Here is a 19391-nt window from a genome sequence, read left to right on the forward strand (position 1 = left end):
GGTCGCAATCCACCAGCCGCCCGGGACCGCCTCGAACGGGGGCGGTGGCGCCCCCCGCCCCGCCCGGACCTGCACGACGTCCGGCGCGAGGACCGGGAAGGTCAACGCGAGACACGCCCGCACCACCCGGTCGCGCGCCCACGGCAGCCACGCGCCGCCCTCCGGGTCGGGCAGGCTCACGTGCACGACGTCCAACTCCCCCGCCCCCGCCGCCCGCGTCATGCGCGGCGCCGCCGGCAGGTCGCCCGGCGCGAACGCGAGGACGTCGCCGTCGCGGTCGGCGGTGAGGCGGAGCGGGGGCTCCACCGCCGCGTAGCGCGGGGCGGGCGCCGCGAAGCCGGCGTCGTACGCCGCCATGCGTTCCGCCTCCACCGCCCGCGCGCGGGCCTCGAGGCGCGCCCGGTCGCGCAGCCCGAGCCGCGTGGGGTCCTCCAGCGCCGCGGCGACCTCCGCCGCCTCCGCCTCCAACGCCTCGACGTCGGACGCCGGCGCGGTCGCGGCGTCCCCCTCGAGCGCTCCGCGCCCGTCGTCGGCGCCGCCGTCCCGCCGGCGGACGCCCCGCCGCCAGCCCTCCACGCCCCCCCGCCAGCGCACCAGCACGCCGTCCTCCACCGTCGCGACGTCGCGCGCCACGGCGTCGGCGAAGCGGACGTCGTGCGTCACCACCACCCCGGCGGTGCCCGGGGCGCGCAGCAGGTCCTCGAGGCGTTCCAGGCCGCCTACGTCCAGGTCGTCCTCCGGCGTCTCGAGCAGCACCAGGTCCGCCTCCGAAGCCGCGAGCGCCGCCAGGCCGGCCCGCGCCCGCTCACCGCCCGACAGCGCGTCGGGGGTGGCGCGCCAGCGGTCGTGCGGGAGACCGAACGCCGCCAACAGCGACGCGGCGCGCCCGTCGTCCACCCAGCGCGTCACGGCCGCCCACGGCGACGCCCCCGCCAACCCCCGGTCGCGCCGGGATGCGAACCGGACCCGCGCGCCCGGCCGCACCGTCACGGTGCCCGCGTCGGGGCGGACCTCCGCCGCCAACGCCCGCAGCAGCGCCGCGGGCCCGCCCCCGCCCTGCCCGAGGATCGCCAGGACCTCGCCGTCCTCCAACCGCAGCGACGCCCGCACGCCCGCCGCCCCGTCCCCGCCCACGCGCAGGTCGGCGGCGTGCAGCAGCGGACCGCGCCCCCGCCCCTCGCGGACCGTCGTGCGCCCCACCGGGCGGGGCCCCATCGCCGCCGTCCGGCGGCCGTGCCCCCAGGCGGGGGCCGCGACGTCGAACGGCTGGCGGACGCTCCAAAGCCGCCCGCCCTTCACCTGCGCCGTCTGGCGCGCGATGCGCGCCAACCACGCCCGGTCGTGGCTCGCCGCGACGAGCGTCGTCTGCGCGGGCAGCGCCTCGACCTGCGCGGCGAACGCGTCGCGTTCGGGGACCGTGAGGCCGTTCGTCGGTTCGTCCAGCAGCAGCAGGTCCGGGCGGGTCGCTTCGGCGACCGCCCACGCCACCCGCCGGCGCGCGTCCGGCGGGAGGTCCGCGAGGCGCGTCGCGGGCGGCGCGCCGCCCGCCGCCGCCGTCACGGCGCGCGCGACGCGCCGTTCCGCGCGCCACCCACCGGCCGCCTCGAACGCCTCCTGCAGTGCCCCGTAGCGCCGCAGGTCCCCGCCGCCGGCCGCCAAGCGGTCCGCCTCGCGCGCCATGGCGGCCTCCGCCCGCCGGACCGGCGCGAGCGCCTCCCGCACGGCGTCGGCCAGCGTCGCTTCGCGGTCGTCGAGGGCGAGGCCGTCCTGCCGGAGGTGCGCGATGCGCAGGCCCGGCGCCCGCACGACCCGCCCCTCCGCGGGCGCGCGCGCGCCGGCCAGCAGCGCCAGCAGCGTCGACTTGCCGGCACCGTTGGGCCCCACGACGCCCCACCGGTCGCCGGGCCGGACCGTCCAGTCGACGCGGTCGAGCACCGCCCGTTCGTCCGCCCACACCGTCACGCCCCGTAGCGACGCCAACGCATCCACGCCCCCAGGATACGCGCGCGCCCGGCGCGGGCCGGTGGCGTCCAGGCCGAGGACGCGCGCGCCCCCGCACCGCGCCGAGGCCCACGGACGGGGGAGGGCGACGCGGCGTACCCTGCCGCATGCCCGACGCGCTCGATCCCGCCCGCACCCGCGACCTCGCCCTCGGCCCCGTCCGTTCCGACGGGCGCTACGTGGTCTACCTCGTCGATGCCGCGCAGCGCGCCCGCCACAACCCCGCCCTCGAGGAGGCGCTGCACCTCGCGGGGGCGCTCGGCGTGCCGGTCGTCGCGGCGTTCGCGCTCGACGCCCAGGAGCCCGGCCTCGGTGAACGGTCGGCGGCGTACCTCCTCGACGGGCTCGTGGACCTGCGCGACGCCCTCGCGGTGCGCGGCGTGGCGTTCGCCGTCCGCTACGCCGACCCCGCGACCCTCGCGCACGCCCTCGCCCCCGACGCCGCGGCGCTGGTCCTCGACCGCGGCTACCTCCGTCACCAACGCGCCTGGCGCGCCCGCCTCGCCCGCGAAGCGTCGCTGCGCGTCCGCGAGGTGGAGGGCGACGTCGTCGTCCCGGTCGACGTCGTCACCGACAAACGCGAGTGGGCGGCCCGCACGATCCGCCCGAAGCTCTGGCGGCACGCCGAGGCGCACCTGGTGCGCCCCACGCCCCAGCCGGTCGCCGTCCCCGCCGGCGATCCCCGGCTCGCCGACGGCCTGCCGCCCGTCGACCTCGACGACCTGGGCGGCGTCCTGGCGCACCTCCGCCTGGACGACCGGGCCGCGCCGGTCGCGCTGGAGGTCGGCGGGGAACGCGCCGCCGACCTCCGGTTCGAGGGGTTCCTCAATTCGCGCTTCGCGGCGTACGCCGCGCACCGCAACCAACCGCAGACCGACGACGTGAGCCACCTCAGCAAGGCGCTTCGCTACGGGCACCTCTCGGTCGTCGACGTCGCCCTCCGGGCGCGCGACGCGGCGAGCGACGCCGCCTCGCTCGACGCCTTCCTCGAGGAGCTCGTGGTGCGGCGGGAGTTGGCGATCAACTTCGTCGCGTTCTCCGAGGACTACGACGCGTACGCCACCCTCCCCCCGTGGGCCCGCACCACCCTCGCCGAGCACGCGAGCGACGCGCGGGACGAGGTGTACGACGAAGCGACGTTCGAGGCCGCCGCGACGCACGACCCGTACTGGAACGCCGCGATGCGCGAGATGCGCGCGACGGGCTACATGCATAACTACATGCGGATGTACTGGGGGAAGAAGGTCCTCGAGTGGACCTCCGACCCCGAAGCCGGCTTCGAGCTGCTGCGGACCCTGAACGACCGCTGGTTCCTCGACGGGCGCTCCCCGAACGGGTACGCCGGCGTCGCCTGGACGTTCGGGCTGCACGACCGGGCGTGGACCGAACGCGCGGTGTTCGGCAAGGTCCGCTACATGAACGCCGCGGGCCTGAAACGCAAGGCGGATCCCGACGCCTACGTCGCGAAGGTCGCGCGCCTCGAGGCGGAGGCGCACGCCGCGGACGGCGGGCGGTTCCGGCGCTGAACCCGGCAGCGCGACCGGCGGGCCGCCCCCCGCCGGGTAGACTCGCCGCGTGAAGCGCTTCACCGTCCGCGGCACCAACCAGGGGTTCGTCTGCCTGCACTGCGGCGCGGACGTCGCCCCCCTCGCGGGCGGATCGGTCCGCAACCACTGTCCCGCCTGCCTCTGGTCGCTGCACGTCGACGTCGACCCGGGCGACCGGGCGTCCGACTGCGGCGGTCCGCTCGCGCCGGTCGGTGCGGAATCGGTCGGGGGGAAGGGCTGGCGGATCGTGCACCGCTGCACCGTCTGCGGCGCCGAACGCCGCAACAAGGCGGCGCTCGACGACCCGACCCAACCCGACGACTACGACGCGCTGATCCGCCTCACCCTCCCGGTCGGCGCGCAGGAGGTCCCCACGTGACGTCCGTCCCCACGCCCCCCGACCCCGACGCCACCTTCGATCCCCTCCGCGACCGCCTGTTCGTCGCCGACGCCGTGCGGACCCTCGAGGACGGCGTCCCGGCCGGCGCGGTGGAGGGCGACGCGGTCGCGGTCCGCGGCGGCCGCATCCTCGGGGTGGGCGCCGCCGCCGACCTCGCGCCCCGCCTCGCGGACGGCTTCGAACGCGTCGAGCTTCCCGGCGCGACGTTGACGCCCGGCTTTCACGATGCGCACGTCCACCTCGGCTACCACGGGCTCGAACGCGCGCAGGTGCCGCTGGGGGACACGACCTCGTTCGACGCGGCGATCGCCCGCCTCGCCGAGCGCGCGGCCGCCCTCCCGCCCGGCACGTGGGTCGAGGGCGCCGGCTTCGCGCTGCAACGCTGGGGCGTCCGCCGGCCCGACCGCGCGCCGCTGGACGCCGCGCTGCCCGACCACCCGGTCCTGATGCGCAGCCAGGACCACCACGGCGCCCTCGCGAACGCCGCCGCGCTCGCCGCCGCCGGCGTCGATGCGGCGACGCCCGACCCGCCCGGCGGGGAGGTCGTCCGCCGAGCCGACGGCACCCCGACCGGCGAACTGCTGGAGCGCGCCGTCGAGCTCGTGGCCGGCGCCGTGCCCGCCCCCAGCGACGCGGCGCTCGCGGCGGCCCTGTACGACGGCGCGCGGCACCTCGCGTCGCTCGGCGTGACGACCGTTCACCACATGGCGTACGAGCCCGCCCGGAACCACCGCGCCATCGCCCGCGAAGCGAGCCGCGCGACGTTCCCGCTGCGGGTGTGGGCCTGCCTGATGCAGGAGGACCTCGAGGCCGCCGAAGCGCTCGGCGTGGCGACCGGGCAGGGGGGCGACCGCTACGAGGTCGGCGGCGCGAAGTTCTTCGTCGACGGAGCGCTCGGGAGCCTCACCGCCTGGATGGAGGCGCCCTACCTCGGGCACGACGACGCCGGGCGGGTCGTCACCGACCCCGCGGTCCTGCACGAGCGCGTCGGGCGCGCCGTCGCCGCCGGCCTGACGCCGGTCGGGCACGCGATCGGGGACGCCGCCGTCGCGGCGCTCCTCGACGCCTTCGAGGCGCACGCGCCGGCCTGGCGCGCCGCCGGCCTCCGCCCCCGCGTCGAGCACGCGCAGCACGTCGCGCCGCGCGACGTCGTGCGGCTCGGTCGCTTGGGGCTCGTCGCCTCGATGCAACCGCTCCACCTGACGTTCGACGCCCCCACGATCCACCGAGAGCTGGCCGACCGCATCGACCGGGCGTACCCCGTGCGCAGCCTCGCGGAGGCGGGCGCGACCGTCGCGTTCGGAAGCGACACGCCGGTCGCGCCCCCCGACGTGGTCGCGACCCTCCGGGCGGCGACCGAACGCCGCGGGTTGAACGACCTCGTCGTCGGTCCGGACGAGGCGCTCACGCCGCTCGCGGCGGTCCGGGCGTACACCCGCGGGGCGGCGGCCGCCATCGGCCGGGAGGGCACGTCCGGCGTGCTGCGCCCCGGCGCGGACGCCGACCTGACCGCCTGGAGTCACGACCCGACCGCCGGCGCGTACGACGACCTGCGAGCGCTCGCCACGGTCGTGGCGGGCCGGGTTGCCTACCGCGCCTGAGGGCGCCGCGCGGCGGCGTTCAGGCGCCCACCCGCAGCTCCGCGACGCGGCCCCCCGCGCTGCGCGTCGCCAGGAACCAGAGGGCGTCGGCGACGCCGAGCGGCGCGATCCAGCCGGACCGGTCGGCGTCCGGCATCGCCTCGCGGTTCGCGAGCGTATCCAGCGTCCCGTCCACCACCACCGTCGCGACGTCCACGCCGCGCGGCCCGACCTCCGCGGCGACCGAACGCAGGTACGCCTCGAGCGCCGCCTTCGAGGCGGCGTAGGCGGCCAGCTTCGCGGCGCCGCGCGCCGCGCCGGCCGACACGCCGAGGACGTGCCCGCGGCCCGCCTCGACGAGGTCGGGAAGGAACGCACCGGTCAGCGTCGCGGCGGTCATGAGGTTGATGTTCAGTTGGCCCTGCAGCGCCTCCGCCGTCAGGTCGAGCGCCGACCCGGCGGCGAACCCTCCGGCGACGTTGAGGACGGCGTCGACCGGCCCGACCTCGGTGCGGGCGACGTCCGCGACGTGCGCGGCGGCGGCGGGGTCGAGCAGGTCGGCCTGCACGACGTGCGCGTCGGGGAAGGCGGCCCGGACCTCGTCGGCGCGGTCGTACACCGGGAGGACGAGGGTGCAGCCCTCGGAGGCGAAGCGTTCGGCGACGACCGGACCGAGGTGGCCGGTCGCGCCGCTCAGGACGACGGTGCGGGGCGCCGCGGGCGCGCCGCGCGGGGGGGTGGGGGACGCGTGGGACATGGGAACCCTCCTTCGCGCGCAGGCTACCCGCCGGCGCCGCCGGGGTCGGTGCCGCACGCCGCGCTATCCTGACGGCATGGACGCTTCGCCCTCCACCGACGCCCGTCCCGCCCCCGACGTCGCGACCCGCCTCTCGGCCCTCCTCGCCGACGCCCGCGCGGCGCAGGCGGCGCTGCCGGACGGGCCGCGGGACGCCGGCCTCCGAGCGATGGCGGAGGCGTTGCGCGCGTCGGCGGGCGACGTCGTCGCGGCGAACGCGACCGACGTCGCCCGCGCCCGGGAGGCGGGGACCAGCGAGGCGCTCGTCGACCGCCTCCGCCTCGACGCCGACCGGGTGGAGGCGATCGCGGCGGCGTGCGAAGCGGTCGCCGACCTGCCCGACCCCCTGCACCGCGTGCGGTCGGGGTGGCGGCTGGACGCCGGCCCCGAGGTGCGGGAGGTGACGGTGCCGTTCGGGGTGATCGGCATGATCTACGAGTCGCGCCCCAACGTCACGGTGGACGCCGCCGCCCTCGCCCTGAAGGCGGGCAGCGCCGCGGTCCTGCGCGGGAGCGGGTCGGCGCGCGCCAGCAACGCCGCGCTGGTCGCCGCGATGCGGCGGGGGGTGGCGGCGGCCGGCCTGCCGGAGGGCGTCGTGCAGGCGATCGACGATCCCGACCGCGCGTTCGTCGACGCGTTGCTCGCCGCGCGCGGCGAGGTGGACCTGGTGATCCCGCGCGGGGGTGCGTCGCTGATCCGGCACGTCGTGGAGCACGCCCGCGTGCCGGTCGTCGAGACCGGCGTCGGGGTGTGCCACCTCTACCTGCACGCCGACGCGGACCCCGACGTCGCCGAAGCGATCGCGGTGAACGCGAAGGTGCAGCGGCCGGGGGTGTGCAACGCCATCGAGACGCTGCTCGTCGACGAGGCGGCGGCGGACGCGTTGCTGCCGCGGGTCGCGGCGGCGCTCGCGCGGCAGGGGGTCGAACTGCGCGGCGACGCGGGCGCCCGGGCGCGGGTCGACATGGCCGAAGCGACGGACGCCGATTGGGCGGAGGAGTACCTGGACCTGACGTTGGCGGTGCGGGTGGTGCCGGACGAGACGGCGGCGTTGGCGCACGTCGCGCGGTACGGCACGGGGCACAGCGAAGCGATCGTGACGCGCTCGCGCGAGGCGGCCCGCCGCTTCCAGCGGGAGGTGGACGCCGCCGCGGTGTACGTCAACGCCTCGACGCGCTTCACCGACGGGTTCGTGTTCGGGTTCGGCGCGGAGATCGGCATCAGCACGCAGAAACTGCACGCGCGGGGGCCGATGGGGCTCGCGCAGTTGGTGACGACGAAGTACCTCGTCGAGGGGGCGGGGGAGACCCGCCCCTGAGCGACGCCCACGCCCGGGGTGAGGCGGCATTTGTTTCGTCCTGGACGGGCCTCGCCGTTTGACCGGAGGGGCGCCGGCGGGGTAGCATGACGCGGTTGGGCGGCGTCCGTCGCCCGCCTGGGAGGGCACCCTTTGAGCGACTACACCGCAGACAACATCCGCGTCCTGAAGGGCCTGGAGGGCGTACGCATGCGCCCCGCCATGTACGTGCAGGGCGGCACCGGGGTCGACGGGTACCACCAACTGTTGACCGAGATCATCGACAACGCCATCGACGAGGCGCTCGCCGGGTACGCGACGACCGTGCAGGTCACGCTGCTGCCCGACGGCAGCGCCCGCGTCCGCGACGACGGGCGCGGCATCCCCGTCGACGTCATGGAGGACGAGGGCCGCCCCGCCCTCGAGGTGATCTTCACGGAACTGCACGCCGGCGGGAAGTTCGACAGCAAGGCCTACAAGGTGTCGGGCGGCCTGCACGGCGTCGGATCGTCGGTCGTGAACGCGCTGTCGGAATACCTCGAGGCGGAGGTCGTCAAGGACGGGACGCGCTACAAGCTCCGGTTCGACGCCGGGGCGGTGACGCACCCCGTCGACGCGATCGGCACCGCCCCGAAGAGGGAGCACGGCTCCACCGTCACCTTCAAGCCGGACGCCTCGATCTTCAAGGAGATCGAAGGCTTCGAGTACGACCGCATCCGCCGCCGCCTCCGGGAACTGGCGTTCCTGACCGGCGGCGTGAAGATCGAGCTCGAGGACCTCCGGCACGACGAGCCGCGCCGCGAGACGTTCCTCGAGCGGGGCGGCGTCGCGGCGTACGCCGACGCGCTCGCGGGCGGCTCCGCGCGGTTGTACGACGCGCCGGTGCACCTCGGCGCCACGACCGTCGTGGAGCAGGACGGCGTCGAGCACGAGATCGAGGTCGAGGTCGGCCTCATCCACACCACCAGCTACGGCCAGGAGCTCGTGACCTACGCGAACATGATCACGAACCGCGACGGCGGTACGCACCTGACCGGCTTCAAGACCGCCTACACGCGCGTCCTGAACACTCACGCGAAGGCGAAGAAGCTCCTCAAGCAGGGCGACGTGACGCCGACCGGTGAGGACTTCCTCGAGGGCATCCACTGCGTCATCAGCGTCAAGTTGGGCGACCCGCAGTTCGAAAGCCAAGCGAAGGTGAAGCTCCTCAACCCCGAAGCGCAGTCGGCGGTGAACCGCGTCGTCGGGGAGAAGTTGGCGGAGTACTTCGAGGAGAACCCGAAGGTCGGCAAGGTCATCATCGAGAAGGCGGCGCAGGCGGCGAAGGCGCGGGAGGCGGCGCGGAAGGCGAAGGACCTCGTACGGCGCGCCAACCCGCTCGACAACGACGAACTGCCCGGCAAGCTCGCCGACTGCAGTAGCGGCGACCCGTCGGTCAGCGAGATCTACATCGTCGAGGGGGACTCCGCCGGCGGCAGCGCCAAGCAGGGGCGCGAACGGCGCTTCCAAGCGATCCTGCCGCTGCGCGGCAAGATCCTCAACGTCGAGCGGGCGCAGATCAACAAGATCCTCGAGAACGCGGAGATCCGCGCCATGATCGGCGCGATCGGGGCGGGCATCGAGGGCGCCAGCCAAGACCGCCAGTTCGACCTCGCGGCGGTCCGCTACCACCGCATCATCATCATGACCGACGCCGACGTCGACGGAAGCCACATCCGGACGTTGCTGCTCACGTTCTTCTACCGCTTCATGCGGCCCCTCATCGACGAGGGCTACCTGTTCATCGCCCAGCCGCCCCTCTACGGCATCCGCGAGGGCCGCAAGAAGGACCTCTTGTACCTCTTCGACGACGAGGCGCTCGAGACGTACCACCGCGAGCACGCCGGCAAGACGTACGAGGTGCAGCGCTTCAAGGGGTTGGGGGAGATGAACCCCGAACAGTTGTGGGAGACCACCATGAACCCCGAAACGCGCGTCCTGAAGCGCGTCACGGTCGCCGACGCCCTGGAGGCGTCGGAGGTGTTCGAGATGCTGATGGGGACCGAAGTGCCGCCCCGCCGCGCGTTCATCGAGGACAACGCGCACGTCGCGGAACTCGACGTCTGACGCCGCCCCCGGCGTCCAGCGGCGAGGGGCCGCCCGCACCCGCGGGCGGCCCCTTCCTCAGGGGCGGTCGGGTGGGTCGACCGCCAGGTGCGGCACCGTCCCGCCGCCCGCCACCGCGGTGACGGCGTCCGCCACCATCCGCGCCATCTCCGCCCGCGTGTCCGTCGTCGCCGACCCCAGGTGCGGGGCCAGCACGACGTTCGGGAGGTCCGCCAGGCCGTCGGCGAGCGCCGGTTCGCGCTCGAACACGTCGAGGCCCGCCCCGGCGATCGTGCCGGCGCGCAGCGCCTCGACGAGCGCCGCCTCGTCGATCACCGTGCCGCGCGCCGTGTTGATCAGCAGCGCCCCCGCCTTCATCGACGCGAGCGCCGCCCCGTCGATCAGGTGGTGCGTCTCCGGCGTGCCCGGCGTGTGTAGGCTCACGACGTCCGCGGTGCGCAGGAGGTCGGCGAGGGGCAGGTGCCGCGCCCCGAGCGCCGCCTCCGCCTCCGGCTTCCGCGTGCGGGCGGCGTAGACGACCCGCATCCCGAAGCCGGTCGCGCGGCGGGCGGCGGCCTGCCCGATGCGACCGAAGCCGACCACCCCGAACGTCCGGCCGGACAGAGGCGTCCCCAACAGTTGGTCGGGCGCCCAGCCGCCCCACCCGCCCGAGCGCACGAGCGCGTCGCCCTCCACCACCCGGCGGGCGACGGCGAGCAGCAACGCCCACGCCATGTCGGCCGTCGCGTCGCTGAGCACGTCGGGGGTGTGCGCCACCGCGATCCCCCGCGCGCGGCAGGCGTCGAGGTCGACGTTGTCGAGGCCGACCGCGTAGTTCGCGACGACCTTCAGCGACGGGCCGGCCGCATCGAGGAGGTCGGCGTCGACCCGGTCGGAGAGGAGCGTCACGAGGCCGGTCGCACCCGCGACCGCGGCCCGCACGGCCTCGCGGGTGGGGGGGCCGTCCCCGTCCAGCGTGACGACGTCGAAGCCGGCGTCGCGCAGCGTGGAGGCCGCGGGGCCGGGGAGGGCGTGGGTCAGGACGACGGTGGGCATGCCGCACGATACCCGGGCCCACGCGAAACGCGCCGACCCGAGGGGCCGGCGCGCGTCGCGGGGGGCGCGGGGCGCCCGGTCAGTCGAGGGTGGGTCGAAGCTCGACGACGTCGGTCGCGGCGAGGCCTTCGCCCTGGGCGGCCGCCACCTCGTCCGGCGTGAACGGTTCGAACGTCGCGTCCAACGCGTCGGCGTTGTCCCACGCGCTCGTGACGTAGTTCAGGACCGCGGCGACCTCCGCGTCGGACAGCGTCGACCAGGCCGGCATCGCGCCGGCGTACGTCATGCCGTCCACCACGATTTCGCCCTGCAGCCCGTACAGGAGGCTCCGCACCAGGTAGCCGCGCCCGCCGTCGGCGGTCGCGAGGGCGGCGGCGTGCCCACCGTTCAGGGGCGGGAAGGCGCCGGGGACGCCCGCCCCGGACGCCTGGTGGCAGGAGGCGCAGACGGTGGCGTACACCGCTTCGCCGTCCACGGCGGCCGCTTGCGCCGCCGCGTCCGCCGCGCCGTCGGCCGGCGCGGCGTCGGTGGGCAGCGGCGTATCGAGGGCGTACAGCTCGAGGTCGACGCCGCGTTCGGCGACGAGCGCCATCGCGTGCTCGATGTCGAGGCGCGCGCGGTCCTCCCCGACGCGTTCGAACCCGTCGAGGTCCTCCGTGGCGGTCGCCAACGTCGTTTCGTACTGCGCGTCGTCCAGCGCCTCGAACTGGCCTTGCGGGCGGGCGGTCGCCAGGATCAGGATCGCGACGAGGATCGCGACCATCCCGACGCCGGACACGATGAAGGCGGTCCGGACGCCCTGGCGCGTCACCAACAGGCGGTCGTCGGGGCCGGCGTCAGGCATGCGGGTCCGCTCCCTTCAGGCGCGGGTCGTGCACGGGCAGGACCGGGTGCGCGGCGAGGCGCCGCAGGTAGAAGAACGCCCACACGCCCCCGATGCCGACGAAGATCGCGGCGTCGGCGAGGGTGAGGGGGAAGCCGCCCCGCTCGAAGGCGGGCACGACGAAGTACACGAGGTTCACGACCATCACCGCCAACGCCCACACCGCCACGATCGACAGCGCGCTGCGCTTGCGTTTCACCCAGCGGGAGAACAGGATCACGAACGGCGCGAGGAACCCGAACGCCAGCAGGAAGCCGCCGACGGCGAGCCAGCCGGGCCCGAGGCGGACGGTGTACCAGCCGGCCAACTCGGAGACGTTGCCGCTCCAGATGATGATGAGTTGCGAGAAGGAGACGTACGCCCAGAACATCAGGAACGCCATCAGGAAGTTGCCGAGGTCCTGGAGCCGCGTTTCGGTGAGGAGCTCGTCGACCTTCGCGTTGCGGCCCGCGAGGGCGACGACGGTCAGGATGACGAGCGCGACGGCGCTGATCGCTTGGCCCGCCATCAGGATGACGGAATAGATGCCCGACCACCACTCCGGCGTCAGCGACATCGCCCAATCCCGCCCCGCGAACGTCATGGTGAGGACGTACACGACCAGCCACAGGCCCGATTGGCGCTTGAGGCCGTAGCCGATGCGGCCGCTGGCGGTGGCGTCGCGGTCCTGGCGGGCGGAGCCGCGCAGGTACAGCCAGGCGGCGAGGATCCAGAGGCCGAAGTACAGCGCGGCGCGCACGACGAAGAACGGCGCGTTCAGGTAGGCGGTCTTCGCCGCGACGAGGGGGTGGTCGGCGACGTACGCCGCGTCGGTCCAGACGAACAGGGCGTTCATGCCGAACAGGACCGGGAGGAACAGCAGCGCCATGATCGGTAGGAGCGACACGCTGGCTTCGAGGGGGCGTTGCACGAGGGCGCTCCAGCCGCCGCCCGCCATGTGCCCCACGACCAGCATCACCAGGCTCCCGAGCGACAGGCCGACCCAGAACAGGAAGGCCAACAACCACGATTGGTACACCAGGTCGCCGCTGGCGAGCAGCACCCCACCGATCAACCCGACCGCTCCGAGCAGGAGCGCCACGACGGGGGCCCGACTCACGTCGATGCGTTCCATGTCAGCGCACCTCCCCGGTCGCGGCGTCGAGCTCCTCGAGGATCTCGGCCGGGACGTCGTCCAGCGTCGCGTTCTGCGAGAGTTGCAGGGCGCGGACGTACGCCACGATCGCCCAGCGGTCCTCGACCGGAATGCGCGAGGCGTAGCTGTACATGCGTCCGAACCCGTTCGTGATGGCGTTGTAGTAGTACCCGGCGGGCGAATCCAGGAGCCGCTGCTCGTGGAACGAGGCGGGCTGCACGAAGCCCTTCTGCACGATCATGCCGTTGCCGTCCCCGTTGTAGTTGTGGCACACCGAGCAGAAGATGTCGTAGCGTTCCTGCCCCCGGCGCAGCAGGTCCTCGCTGACCTCGATCGGCAGCTCGCTCACGAACCCGCCGTCGCCCATGCCGGTCAGGTAGACGGGATCGATCGCGCCCCGCTCGCGCGAGATCGTGCCCTCGGGCAGCGGCCGCGACGAGGCGCCGTCGGCGAAGAAGGGGCTGGCTTCGTACGTCTCCGCCTTGGGTTGGTCGTACATGTTGCGACCGCAGGCGGACACCACGAGGGTGGCGGCCAGCGCGAGCGCCAGAAGGCGCAGAGGACGGCTCATTTCGCGACCTCGCTCACCTGCAGCGGCGCGTGCCGCTCCAGGAACGACCGGGTCGCGTCGGGGTCGAACTGCGGGTCGTCGGCTTCGATGCACAGGAAGAACCGGTCGCGCGTGGCGCGCTCGAAGTTCGGCGTCGAGAAGATCGGGTGGTAGGGGCGCGGCAGGCCGTTGCGGCCCAGCATGAACAGGCCGGCGGTGAAGGCGCTGAACAACACCGTCATCTCGAACGTGATGACGATCCAGTTCGGCCAGCTGTTGAGCGGCTTGCCGCCGATGTTGAGCGGGTAGTAGATCACGTTGGCGTAGTACTGCATGAAGAAGCCGAGCAACGCCCCCACGATCCCGGCGGCGAGGACGATCCAGCCGAGCCGGGTGGGGGTCATGCCGAGCTTCTCGTCGAGCCCCTCGACGGGGTAGGGCGTGTAGGCGTCCATGTTCGCGTAGCCGGCGTCGCGGGCGGCGTCGGCGGCGGCCTCGAGCTGCTCGACCGCTTCGAACTCCGCGACGAGGCCGTGCAGCGCCTCGGGGGCGATGGTGGCGTCGGGTCCGGAGGTGCTCACGACGCCCCTCCCTTCTCCGCGACGACGTCGGCCCGGATCTCCTCGAACGGGTCGGACCCGTGGTGCGCGTCGTGGTGGGCGAGCTCCTTCATCTCCGTCGTCGCGATGGAGGGCAGGAGCCGGATGAACAACAAGAACAGCGTGCCGAACACCCCGAAGGTGCCCAGGTAGAGCGACCAATCCCAGAAGGTGCTGACGTAGTCGCCCCAACTGCTGGGTAGGAAGTCCTTCGTGAGGGTCACCGCCACGATCACGAAGCGCTCGAGCCACATGCCGATGCTGACGATGATGGAAATCACGAACAACGCCAGCGGGTTCTGCCGGATGCTGCGGAACCACAGCGGTTGGATCGCGACGCCGTTCGCGAGGATCAACAGCCAGAACGCCCACCCGTGATCCGCGCCGAACACGCGGTTGAGGGCCATGAAGCGCTCGAACTCGACGCCGGAGTACCAGGCGTCGAACAGCTCGACGCCGTAGCCGTAGACGACGATCAACCCGGTCGCGAGCATCAACTTCGCGGCGTTGTCGAGGTGCCGCATGGTGATGAGGTTCTGCAGCGCGAACGCCTTGCGCAGCGGGATCGCCAGGATCAGCACCATCGCGAAGCCGGCGAACACCGCGCCGGCGACGAAGTAGGGCGGCATGATCGTGTTGTTCCAGCCGGGCACCTGACTGACGGCGAAGTCCATGGCGATCGTCGAGTGGACCGACAACACCAGCGGGAACGACAACGCCGCGAGGAGCAGGTAGGCGCGCTGGTAGCGCTGCCACGCCTTCGCCGATCCGTTCCAGCCGAGCGCGAGGGTGGCGTACAGCAGCCGCTGCGCCTTCGTGCCCGCGCGGTCGCGGAGCGTCGCGAGGTCGGGGATGAGGCCGATGAACCAGAACAACACCGAGACGCTGGCGTACGTCCCGATGGCGAACAGGTCCCAATCCAACGGGCTGCGGAACTGCGGGAACAGCCCGTACGTGTTGGGGTAGGGCAGCAGCCAGTAGAAGACCCACGGGCGGCCCAGGTGGAGGATGGGGTAGAGGCCGGCGTTGACGACCGCGAAGATCGTCATCGCTTCGGCGAAGCGGTTGATCGAGGTTCGCCACGGCTGCCGGAACAACAGCAGCGCGGCGCTGATCAACGTGCCGGCGTGACCGATGCCGATCCACCACACGAAGTTGATGATCGGCATGCCCCACGCGACGGGGACGTTGTTGCCCCAGATGCCGGTCCCGACCGTGATCAGCACCACGATGGAGATCAGGTACAGCCCGAGCAGGGCGAGGGAGATCCCCATGCCGATCCACCACCAGCGCGGGGTCTCGCCGACCCCGCCCAGCACCGGCGTGTTGACGACGTCGTCGATCCCCGCCGGCGTTTGGCCGCGCCCGATGACGCGGTTCGTCTCCTGGATGCCGGGCGTGCGGACGCTCATCCGTGCCCTCCCGACTCCCCGGCGAGGGTGGGGTGCGGGTTGCGGACGTGCGCGAGGTAGCTGGTGCGCGGCACCGTGTTGAGCTCCTCGAGGACCGCGTAGTTCAGGACCGAGCGTTTGGTCGCCACGACGCGGCTGTCGGGGTCGCTCAGGTCCCCGAACTGGATCGCTTCGGTCGGGCAGGCCGCCTGGCAGGCGGTCACGACCTCGCCGTCCTGGATGCGCCGGTCCTCGTTGTTCGCCTGGATCCGCGCGCGGCTGATGCGTTGCGTGCAGTACGTGCACTTCTCCATCACGCCGCGGCTGCGGACGGTGACGTCGGGGTTGTTCGCGAGCGACATCTCCGTCGCGTTCGTGTCCAGCTCGGCGTACTGCAGGTAGTTGAAGCGCCGCACCTTGTAGGGGCAGTTGTTCGAGCAGTAGCGCGTCCCGACGCAGCGGTTGTAGACCATGACGTTCAGGCCCTCGTGGTCGTGCACCGTCGCGCCGACCGGGCAGACCGGTTCGCAGGGCGCCTTCTCGCAGTGCTGGCAGGCCATCGGCATGGAGTAGAAGCTGGGGTCGTCGATGTCGCCGGCGTAGTAGCCGTCGACCCGGATCCAGTGCATCTCCCGGCCGACGAGGACCTGGTCCTTGCCGACGATCGGGACGTTGTTCTCGCTCTGGCAGGCGGTGACGCAGGCGTTGCAGCCGGTGCACACCGACATGTCGACGACCATGCCCCACGCGTACGACTCGTAGACGTAGTCGTCGTACAGGTCGTAGTCGTGGTGCTTGACGGGGTGCACGAAGTGCGGCCCGTCCGGTTCCGCCTGGAGGTCGGCGAGGGTGCCGTGCCGGACGATGTGACGCCGTTCCCCGGTGCCCTCGAGCGCGTTGTGCAGCTGCGTGGAGGCCAGCTTGTGGCGGCCGCGCACCTTGCGCGCCGTCACCGCCGCCGCCTCGCTCGCGGGCCCCTGCAGGAGCGGGTAGGCGTCGACCCCGACGCCGGCGGCGACCTGGCCGGCCGCCTCCCGCCCGAAACCGAGGTGCAGCTGGACGACGCCGTCCGCTTGCCCGGGCAGGATCCAGACGGGCGCGGTCACGCGGGTGCCGTCCCGGTCGATCTCGAGGAGGTCCTCGTTCTTCACGCCCAGCGTTTCCGCCGTCCGGGCGCTCAGCAGCGCGGCGTTGTCCCACGTCAGTTTCGTGAACGGTTTCGGCAGCTCCTGCAGCCACCCGCTGTTCGCCCAGCGGCCGTCCTCGAGGCTGGGGTCGGGCCGCAACCACAGCACCAGGTCGTCCCCGCCGCGCGGAAGGCGCTCGGGGGCGCGCGGCGCGTCGGTGACCGTCGTCGGGGCCTGCGTGCCGGGGATCGCGCCGCGGTGGACGGCGTCGCGCCAGAAGGCGTCGAACGGGCCGTCGACCTGCGCCTCCCACGTCGCGCGCACGAGGTCGTGCGCGGTGGCGTCCGGATTCCCGTTCAGCAACGCCAGCAGCTCGAGGGGGGAGCGCCCCCCGTAGAACGGCTGGATGATGGGTTGTTGGATCGCGGCGGTGCCGTCGTACGCGCGGGCGTCGCCCCACGCCTCGAGGTGGTGCGCCATCGGCACGTGCCAGGTGGCGGCCAGCGCCGTTTCGTCGCGGTAGAGGCCCATGTGGACGACGTTCGCGACGTTCTCCATGGCGGCCGGCAGGTCCGCGTCGGCGGGGGCGGTCGCGACCGGGTTGGCGCCGATCACGATCAGGGTGTCGATCTCCCCGTCCTGCATCGCGTCGGCCAACGCCCGGATCGAGGTGCCGTGGTCCTCCGGCTTCGCCTCCACCGGCTCGTGGACCGTGACCGGCCCCCCGAACGCATCCAGCGCGTGGTTCATGGCGTGCGCGAGGGCGTGGACCGCGGCGGGTTGCTGCGGTCCGGCGACCACCATCGCCGCGCCGCGGTGCGCCTCGAGGTCCTCGACGAGCGCGTCGACCCAGCCGGGGTCGACCGCGGCGGGCAGCTCTGCGTCGGGGGCGTCGACCCCCAGGCGGGCGGCGACGACGGCGGCGAGCGCCGCGACGTCGGCGGGCGCCAACGCCAGCCGGTGGTCGGCGAGCGACCCGGTCGGCGAGGGCGCGACCTCGGCCATCCAGAGGCGGTTCATGGCGTCCTCGGCGCTGCGGACCCGGCGCTTGGCGGCGAAGTCCTTGGCGTGCGCCAGGCGTCCCGGTCCCTCGTTCGTGAAGTCGGCGTCGAGGCCGAACACGACGTCCGCGGCGTCGAAGTGATGGACGACGGTGACGTCCCGCCCGAACGCCTCGCGCGCGCCGAGGATCGCCCCGTCGGCGTGCCGTGGGTCGTACTGGTGCCAGCGGAGGCCGGGGTAGCTCGCCTGCAGGTCGGCGATGCCGCGCGCCATCGAGGGGCTGGTGACCGTCTCGGTCAACAGCGCGACGCGGGCGCCGTCCCCGAGGTCGTCGAGGGCGGCGGCGAGGTCCTCCCAGGAGCGGGTCGCGCCGTTCTCGGTGATCGCTTGGCTGCGTTCGGGGTCGTACAGCTGCAGGACGGTCGCCTGCGTCGTCGCCGACGTCGCGCCGCGGCTGGCGGGGTGGTCGGGGTTCCCCTCGACCTTCGTCGGGCGGCCCTGGTGGCTTTCGGCCAGCAGGCCTTCGGCGTACCCGCCGTGATCGATCAACGTGGCGAAGAACAGCGGCCGGCCGGGCACGATCTCCTCGGGCGCCTCGACGTACGGCACGATGGTCTCGTTCGGCAGCGTCGGGCGGGCGCAGCTGGAGAGCCCGGCGAGGGCGAGCGACGCGCCGAGCAGCTTCAGGAAGTCGCGCCGCCGCAACGACGCTTCGAGCGGGGCCGCCTGGCGCGGGAACTCCTTCGCCATGAACGACTGGAACGCCTCGGTGTCGGCGAGCTCGTCGAGGCCGCGCCAGTACTCCGCGCCCTTGGCGTTCTCGAGGCGCGCGCGGATCGCTTGGACGGACGGGGCCTCCTGGACGGCGTCGACCTCGCTGCGGAAGCCGTCGGCGTCGGGGCCGGGGGTGGGGTCGTGCGGCGCGTCGCTCATCGGTGGCACGTCGAGCATTGCGGGAGCTTCTCGGTGTTCACGTGGTAGGCCTCCACCAGCTCGGTTCCGAGCGCAGCCTGATCGCTGGGGCGTTCGTACTCCATGTTGAAGACTTCGCTCCGGGGGCGCAGGTAGTCCTCGGGCGCCTTGTGGCACTCGAGGCACCACCCCATCGTCAGGGGTTCGTTCTTCCAGATCTCCGCCATCTCCTGCACCGAGCCGTGGCAGTCGCTACAGCCGACGCCGGAGTTGATGTGCGCGGAGTGGTTGAAGTAGACGTAGTCCGCGAGGTCGTGCACGCGGTTCCACTGGATCGGCGTGCCGGTGTCCCACGACGCTTGGACGGCGGCGAGCTGCGGGTCGCCGACCCGAATCTGGGAGTGGCACGTCATGCACGTCTCGGTCGGCGGGACCGACGCGGTCGCCTCGACCTCGACGGAGGTGTGGCAGTAGCGGCAGTCGATGCCGAGCTGTTCGGCGTGCAGGTTGTGCTGGAAGGCGACCGGTTGGTCGACCGGGACGCCGACGGCGTTGTTCGTCACGCGCGCGTAGAAGGCGAGCGCGATCATCAGAGCGACGACGAACACCGACCCGCCGAGCACCAACCACTTCGCGAACGCGTTCGCGTTGCGGGGGAAGGACTGCGGCATCAGCGGGCACCGGCCCGGGCGTGGCGGGGTGCCGCGCCGGGTCGCGTCGAGGGGGAACGTTCACGTCGTAGCGTCAATGCTGCAGACCTCCTGACCCGTCCGGTCGGGCGTGGGTGCGCCGCGAGGGACGTGCCTTCGGGCGGGGGGCGCCGCGTCGGCAATCCCGCGAAATGTACCACGGGTCTCACCGTGCGTTCACCTCTTCACGAGCGTTTCGTTCCCCGTGCGAAGCCCGCCCGGCCGCCCCGAGGGGCGGCCGGGCGGGCGGGTGGTGGAGCCTGCCGGACTCGAACCGGCGACCCTCTGCTTGCAAAGCAGATGCTCTCCCAACTGAGCTAAGGCCCCGAGCGTCGTGCGGC

General features: G+C 73.5%; 15 protein-coding genes and 1 tRNA gene. 5 read left to right on the forward strand and 11 right to left on the reverse strand.

What is annotated here, in order from left to right; genetic code table 11:
- The coding region (locus RI554_02645) for an ATP-binding cassette domain-containing protein (protein MDR9390909.1) at nt 1-1989 on the reverse strand (1989 nt) is incomplete at its 3' end.
- Nucleotides 1990-2108: 119 nt separating this feature from the next.
- Between RI554_02645 and RI554_02650 the strand changes: the two genes are divergently transcribed.
- The 3 genes from RI554_02650 to RI554_02660 are packed head-to-tail and all read left to right on the forward strand — an operon-like array spanning nt 2109 to nt 5549.
- Nucleotides 2109-3527 carry a deoxyribodipyrimidine photo-lyase gene (locus RI554_02650; GenBank protein ID MDR9390910.1) on the forward strand — a complete coding sequence of 473 codons (1419 nt, stop codon included), beginning with the start codon at nt 2109-2111 and terminating at the stop codon, nt 3525-3527.
- 49 nt (nt 3528-3576) lie between these two features.
- Nucleotides 3577-3927: an RNHCP domain-containing protein gene (locus RI554_02655; protein ID MDR9390911.1), complete on the forward strand. Its 351-nt coding sequence runs from the start codon at nt 3577-3579 to the stop codon at nt 3925-3927.
- The gene (locus RI554_02660; GenBank protein MDR9390912.1) at nt 3924-5549 is read left to right on the forward strand and encodes an amidohydrolase; all 1626 of its coding nucleotides are present in this window, start codon (nt 3924-3926) and stop codon (nt 5547-5549) included. The genes RI554_02655 and RI554_02660 overlap by 4 nt, the downstream gene beginning before the upstream one ends.
- Before the next feature lie 19 nt (nt 5550-5568).
- Here the strand turns inward: RI554_02660 and RI554_02665 are convergent, their stop codons facing one another.
- A complete protein-coding gene (locus RI554_02665; GenBank protein ID MDR9390913.1) occupies nt 5569-6285 on the reverse strand; it encodes an SDR family NAD(P)-dependent oxidoreductase in 717 nt (238 codons plus the stop codon).
- Between the two features lie 76 nt (nt 6286-6361).
- Between RI554_02665 and RI554_02670 the strand changes: the two genes are divergently transcribed.
- The gene (locus RI554_02670; GenBank protein ID MDR9390914.1) at nt 6362-7642 is read left to right on the forward strand and encodes a glutamate-5-semialdehyde dehydrogenase; all 1281 of its coding nucleotides are present in this window, start codon (nt 6362-6364) and stop codon (nt 7640-7642) included.
- A 132-nt stretch (nt 7643-7774) separates the two neighbouring features.
- Complete coding sequence (locus RI554_02675) at nt 7775-9727, forward strand: DNA gyrase subunit B (GenBank protein ID MDR9390915.1); 1953 nt, start codon at nt 7775-7777, stop codon at nt 9725-9727.
- Between the two features lie 57 nt (nt 9728-9784).
- On the opposite strand, the gene RI554_02680 is transcribed toward RI554_02675, so the two are convergent.
- The 9 genes from RI554_02680 to RI554_02720 all read right to left on the reverse strand — a co-directional run bounded on the left by RI554_02680 (nt 9785) and on the right by RI554_02720 (nt 19377).
- Entirely contained in the window at nt 9785-10762 is a 978-nt protein-coding gene (locus RI554_02680) for a D-glycerate dehydrogenase (protein ID MDR9390916.1), read from the reverse strand.
- A 79-nt stretch (nt 10763-10841) separates the two neighbouring features.
- Nucleotides 10842-11606, reverse strand: a complete 765-nt coding sequence (locus RI554_02685; protein MDR9390917.1) for a cytochrome c — start codon at nt 11604-11606, stop codon at nt 10842-10844.
- Nucleotides 11599-12759, reverse strand: a complete 1161-nt coding sequence (locus RI554_02690) for a hypothetical protein (GenBank protein ID MDR9390918.1) — start codon at nt 12757-12759, stop codon at nt 11599-11601. Before RI554_02690 ends, RI554_02685 begins: the two co-directional genes overlap by 8 nt.
- A 1-nt stretch (nt 12760) precedes the next feature.
- Nucleotides 12761-13351 carry a cytochrome c gene (locus RI554_02695; GenBank protein MDR9390919.1) on the reverse strand — a complete coding sequence of 197 codons (591 nt, stop codon included), beginning with the start codon at nt 13349-13351 and terminating at the stop codon, nt 12761-12763.
- Complete coding sequence (locus RI554_02700; protein MDR9390920.1) at nt 13348-13911, reverse strand: DUF3341 domain-containing protein; 564 nt, start codon at nt 13909-13911, stop codon at nt 13348-13350. The genes RI554_02695 and RI554_02700 overlap by 4 nt, the downstream gene beginning before the upstream one ends.
- Nucleotides 13908-15341 carry an NrfD/PsrC family molybdoenzyme membrane anchor subunit gene (gene nrfD, locus RI554_02705; GenBank protein ID MDR9390921.1) on the reverse strand — a complete coding sequence of 478 codons (1434 nt, stop codon included), beginning with the start codon at nt 15339-15341 and terminating at the stop codon, nt 13908-13910. Before nrfD ends, RI554_02700 begins: the two co-directional genes overlap by 4 nt.
- Nucleotides 15338-18382 carry a TAT-variant-translocated molybdopterin oxidoreductase gene (locus tag RI554_02710; GenBank protein ID MDR9390922.1) on the reverse strand — a complete coding sequence of 1015 codons (3045 nt, stop codon included), beginning with the start codon at nt 18380-18382 and terminating at the stop codon, nt 15338-15340. The genes nrfD and RI554_02710 overlap by 4 nt, the downstream gene beginning before the upstream one ends.
- Complete coding sequence (locus RI554_02715) at nt 18379-19032, reverse strand: cytochrome c3 family protein (protein ID MDR9390923.1); 654 nt, start codon at nt 19030-19032, stop codon at nt 18379-18381. Before RI554_02715 ends, RI554_02710 begins: the two co-directional genes overlap by 4 nt.
- 269 nt (nt 19033-19301) lie before the next feature.
- Nucleotides 19302-19377: transfer RNA gene (locus tag RI554_02720), tRNA-Ala, on the reverse strand.
- Nucleotides 19378-19391 lie beyond the last annotated feature (14 nt).

This window comes from Trueperaceae bacterium, from assembly GCA_031581195.1.
In the GTDB taxonomy this organism is placed as follows: domain Bacteria; phylum Deinococcota; class Deinococci; order Deinococcales; family Trueperaceae; genus SLSQ01.

What these genes read in the sequence shown, in the direction of transcription:
- RI554_02650 (MDR9390910.1), top strand. Translation starts at nt 2,109, where the DNA reads ATGCCCGACGCGCTCGATCCCGCCCGCACCCGCGACCTCGCCCTCGGC.
- RI554_02665 (MDR9390913.1), bottom strand. Translation starts at nt 6,285, where the DNA reads ATGTCCCACGCGTCCCCCACCCCCCCGCGCGGCGCGCCCGCGGCGCCC.
- RI554_02670 (MDR9390914.1), top strand. Translation starts at nt 6,362, where the DNA reads ATGGACGCTTCGCCCTCCACCGACGCCCGTCCCGCCCCCGACGTCGCG.
- RI554_02680 (MDR9390916.1), bottom strand. Translation starts at nt 10,762, where the DNA reads ATGCCCACCGTCGTCCTGACCCACGCCCTCCCCGGCCCCGCGGCCTCC.
- RI554_02685 (MDR9390917.1), bottom strand. Translation starts at nt 11,606, where the DNA reads ATGCCTGACGCCGGCCCCGACGACCGCCTGTTGGTGACGCGCCAGGGC.
- RI554_02690 (MDR9390918.1), bottom strand. Translation starts at nt 12,759, where the DNA reads ATGGAACGCATCGACGTGAGTCGGGCCCCCGTCGTGGCGCTCCTGCTC.
- RI554_02695 (MDR9390919.1), bottom strand. Translation starts at nt 13,351, where the DNA reads ATGAGCCGTCCTCTGCGCCTTCTGGCGCTCGCGCTGGCCGCCACCCTC.
- nrfD (MDR9390921.1), bottom strand. Translation starts at nt 15,341, where the DNA reads ATGAGCGTCCGCACGCCCGGCATCCAGGAGACGAACCGCGTCATCGGG.
- RI554_02710 (MDR9390922.1), bottom strand. Translation starts at nt 18,382, where the DNA reads ATGAGCGACGCGCCGCACGACCCCACCCCCGGCCCCGACGCCGACGGC.
- RI554_02715 (MDR9390923.1), bottom strand. Translation starts at nt 19,032, where the DNA reads ATGCCGCAGTCCTTCCCCCGCAACGCGAACGCGTTCGCGAAGTGGTTG.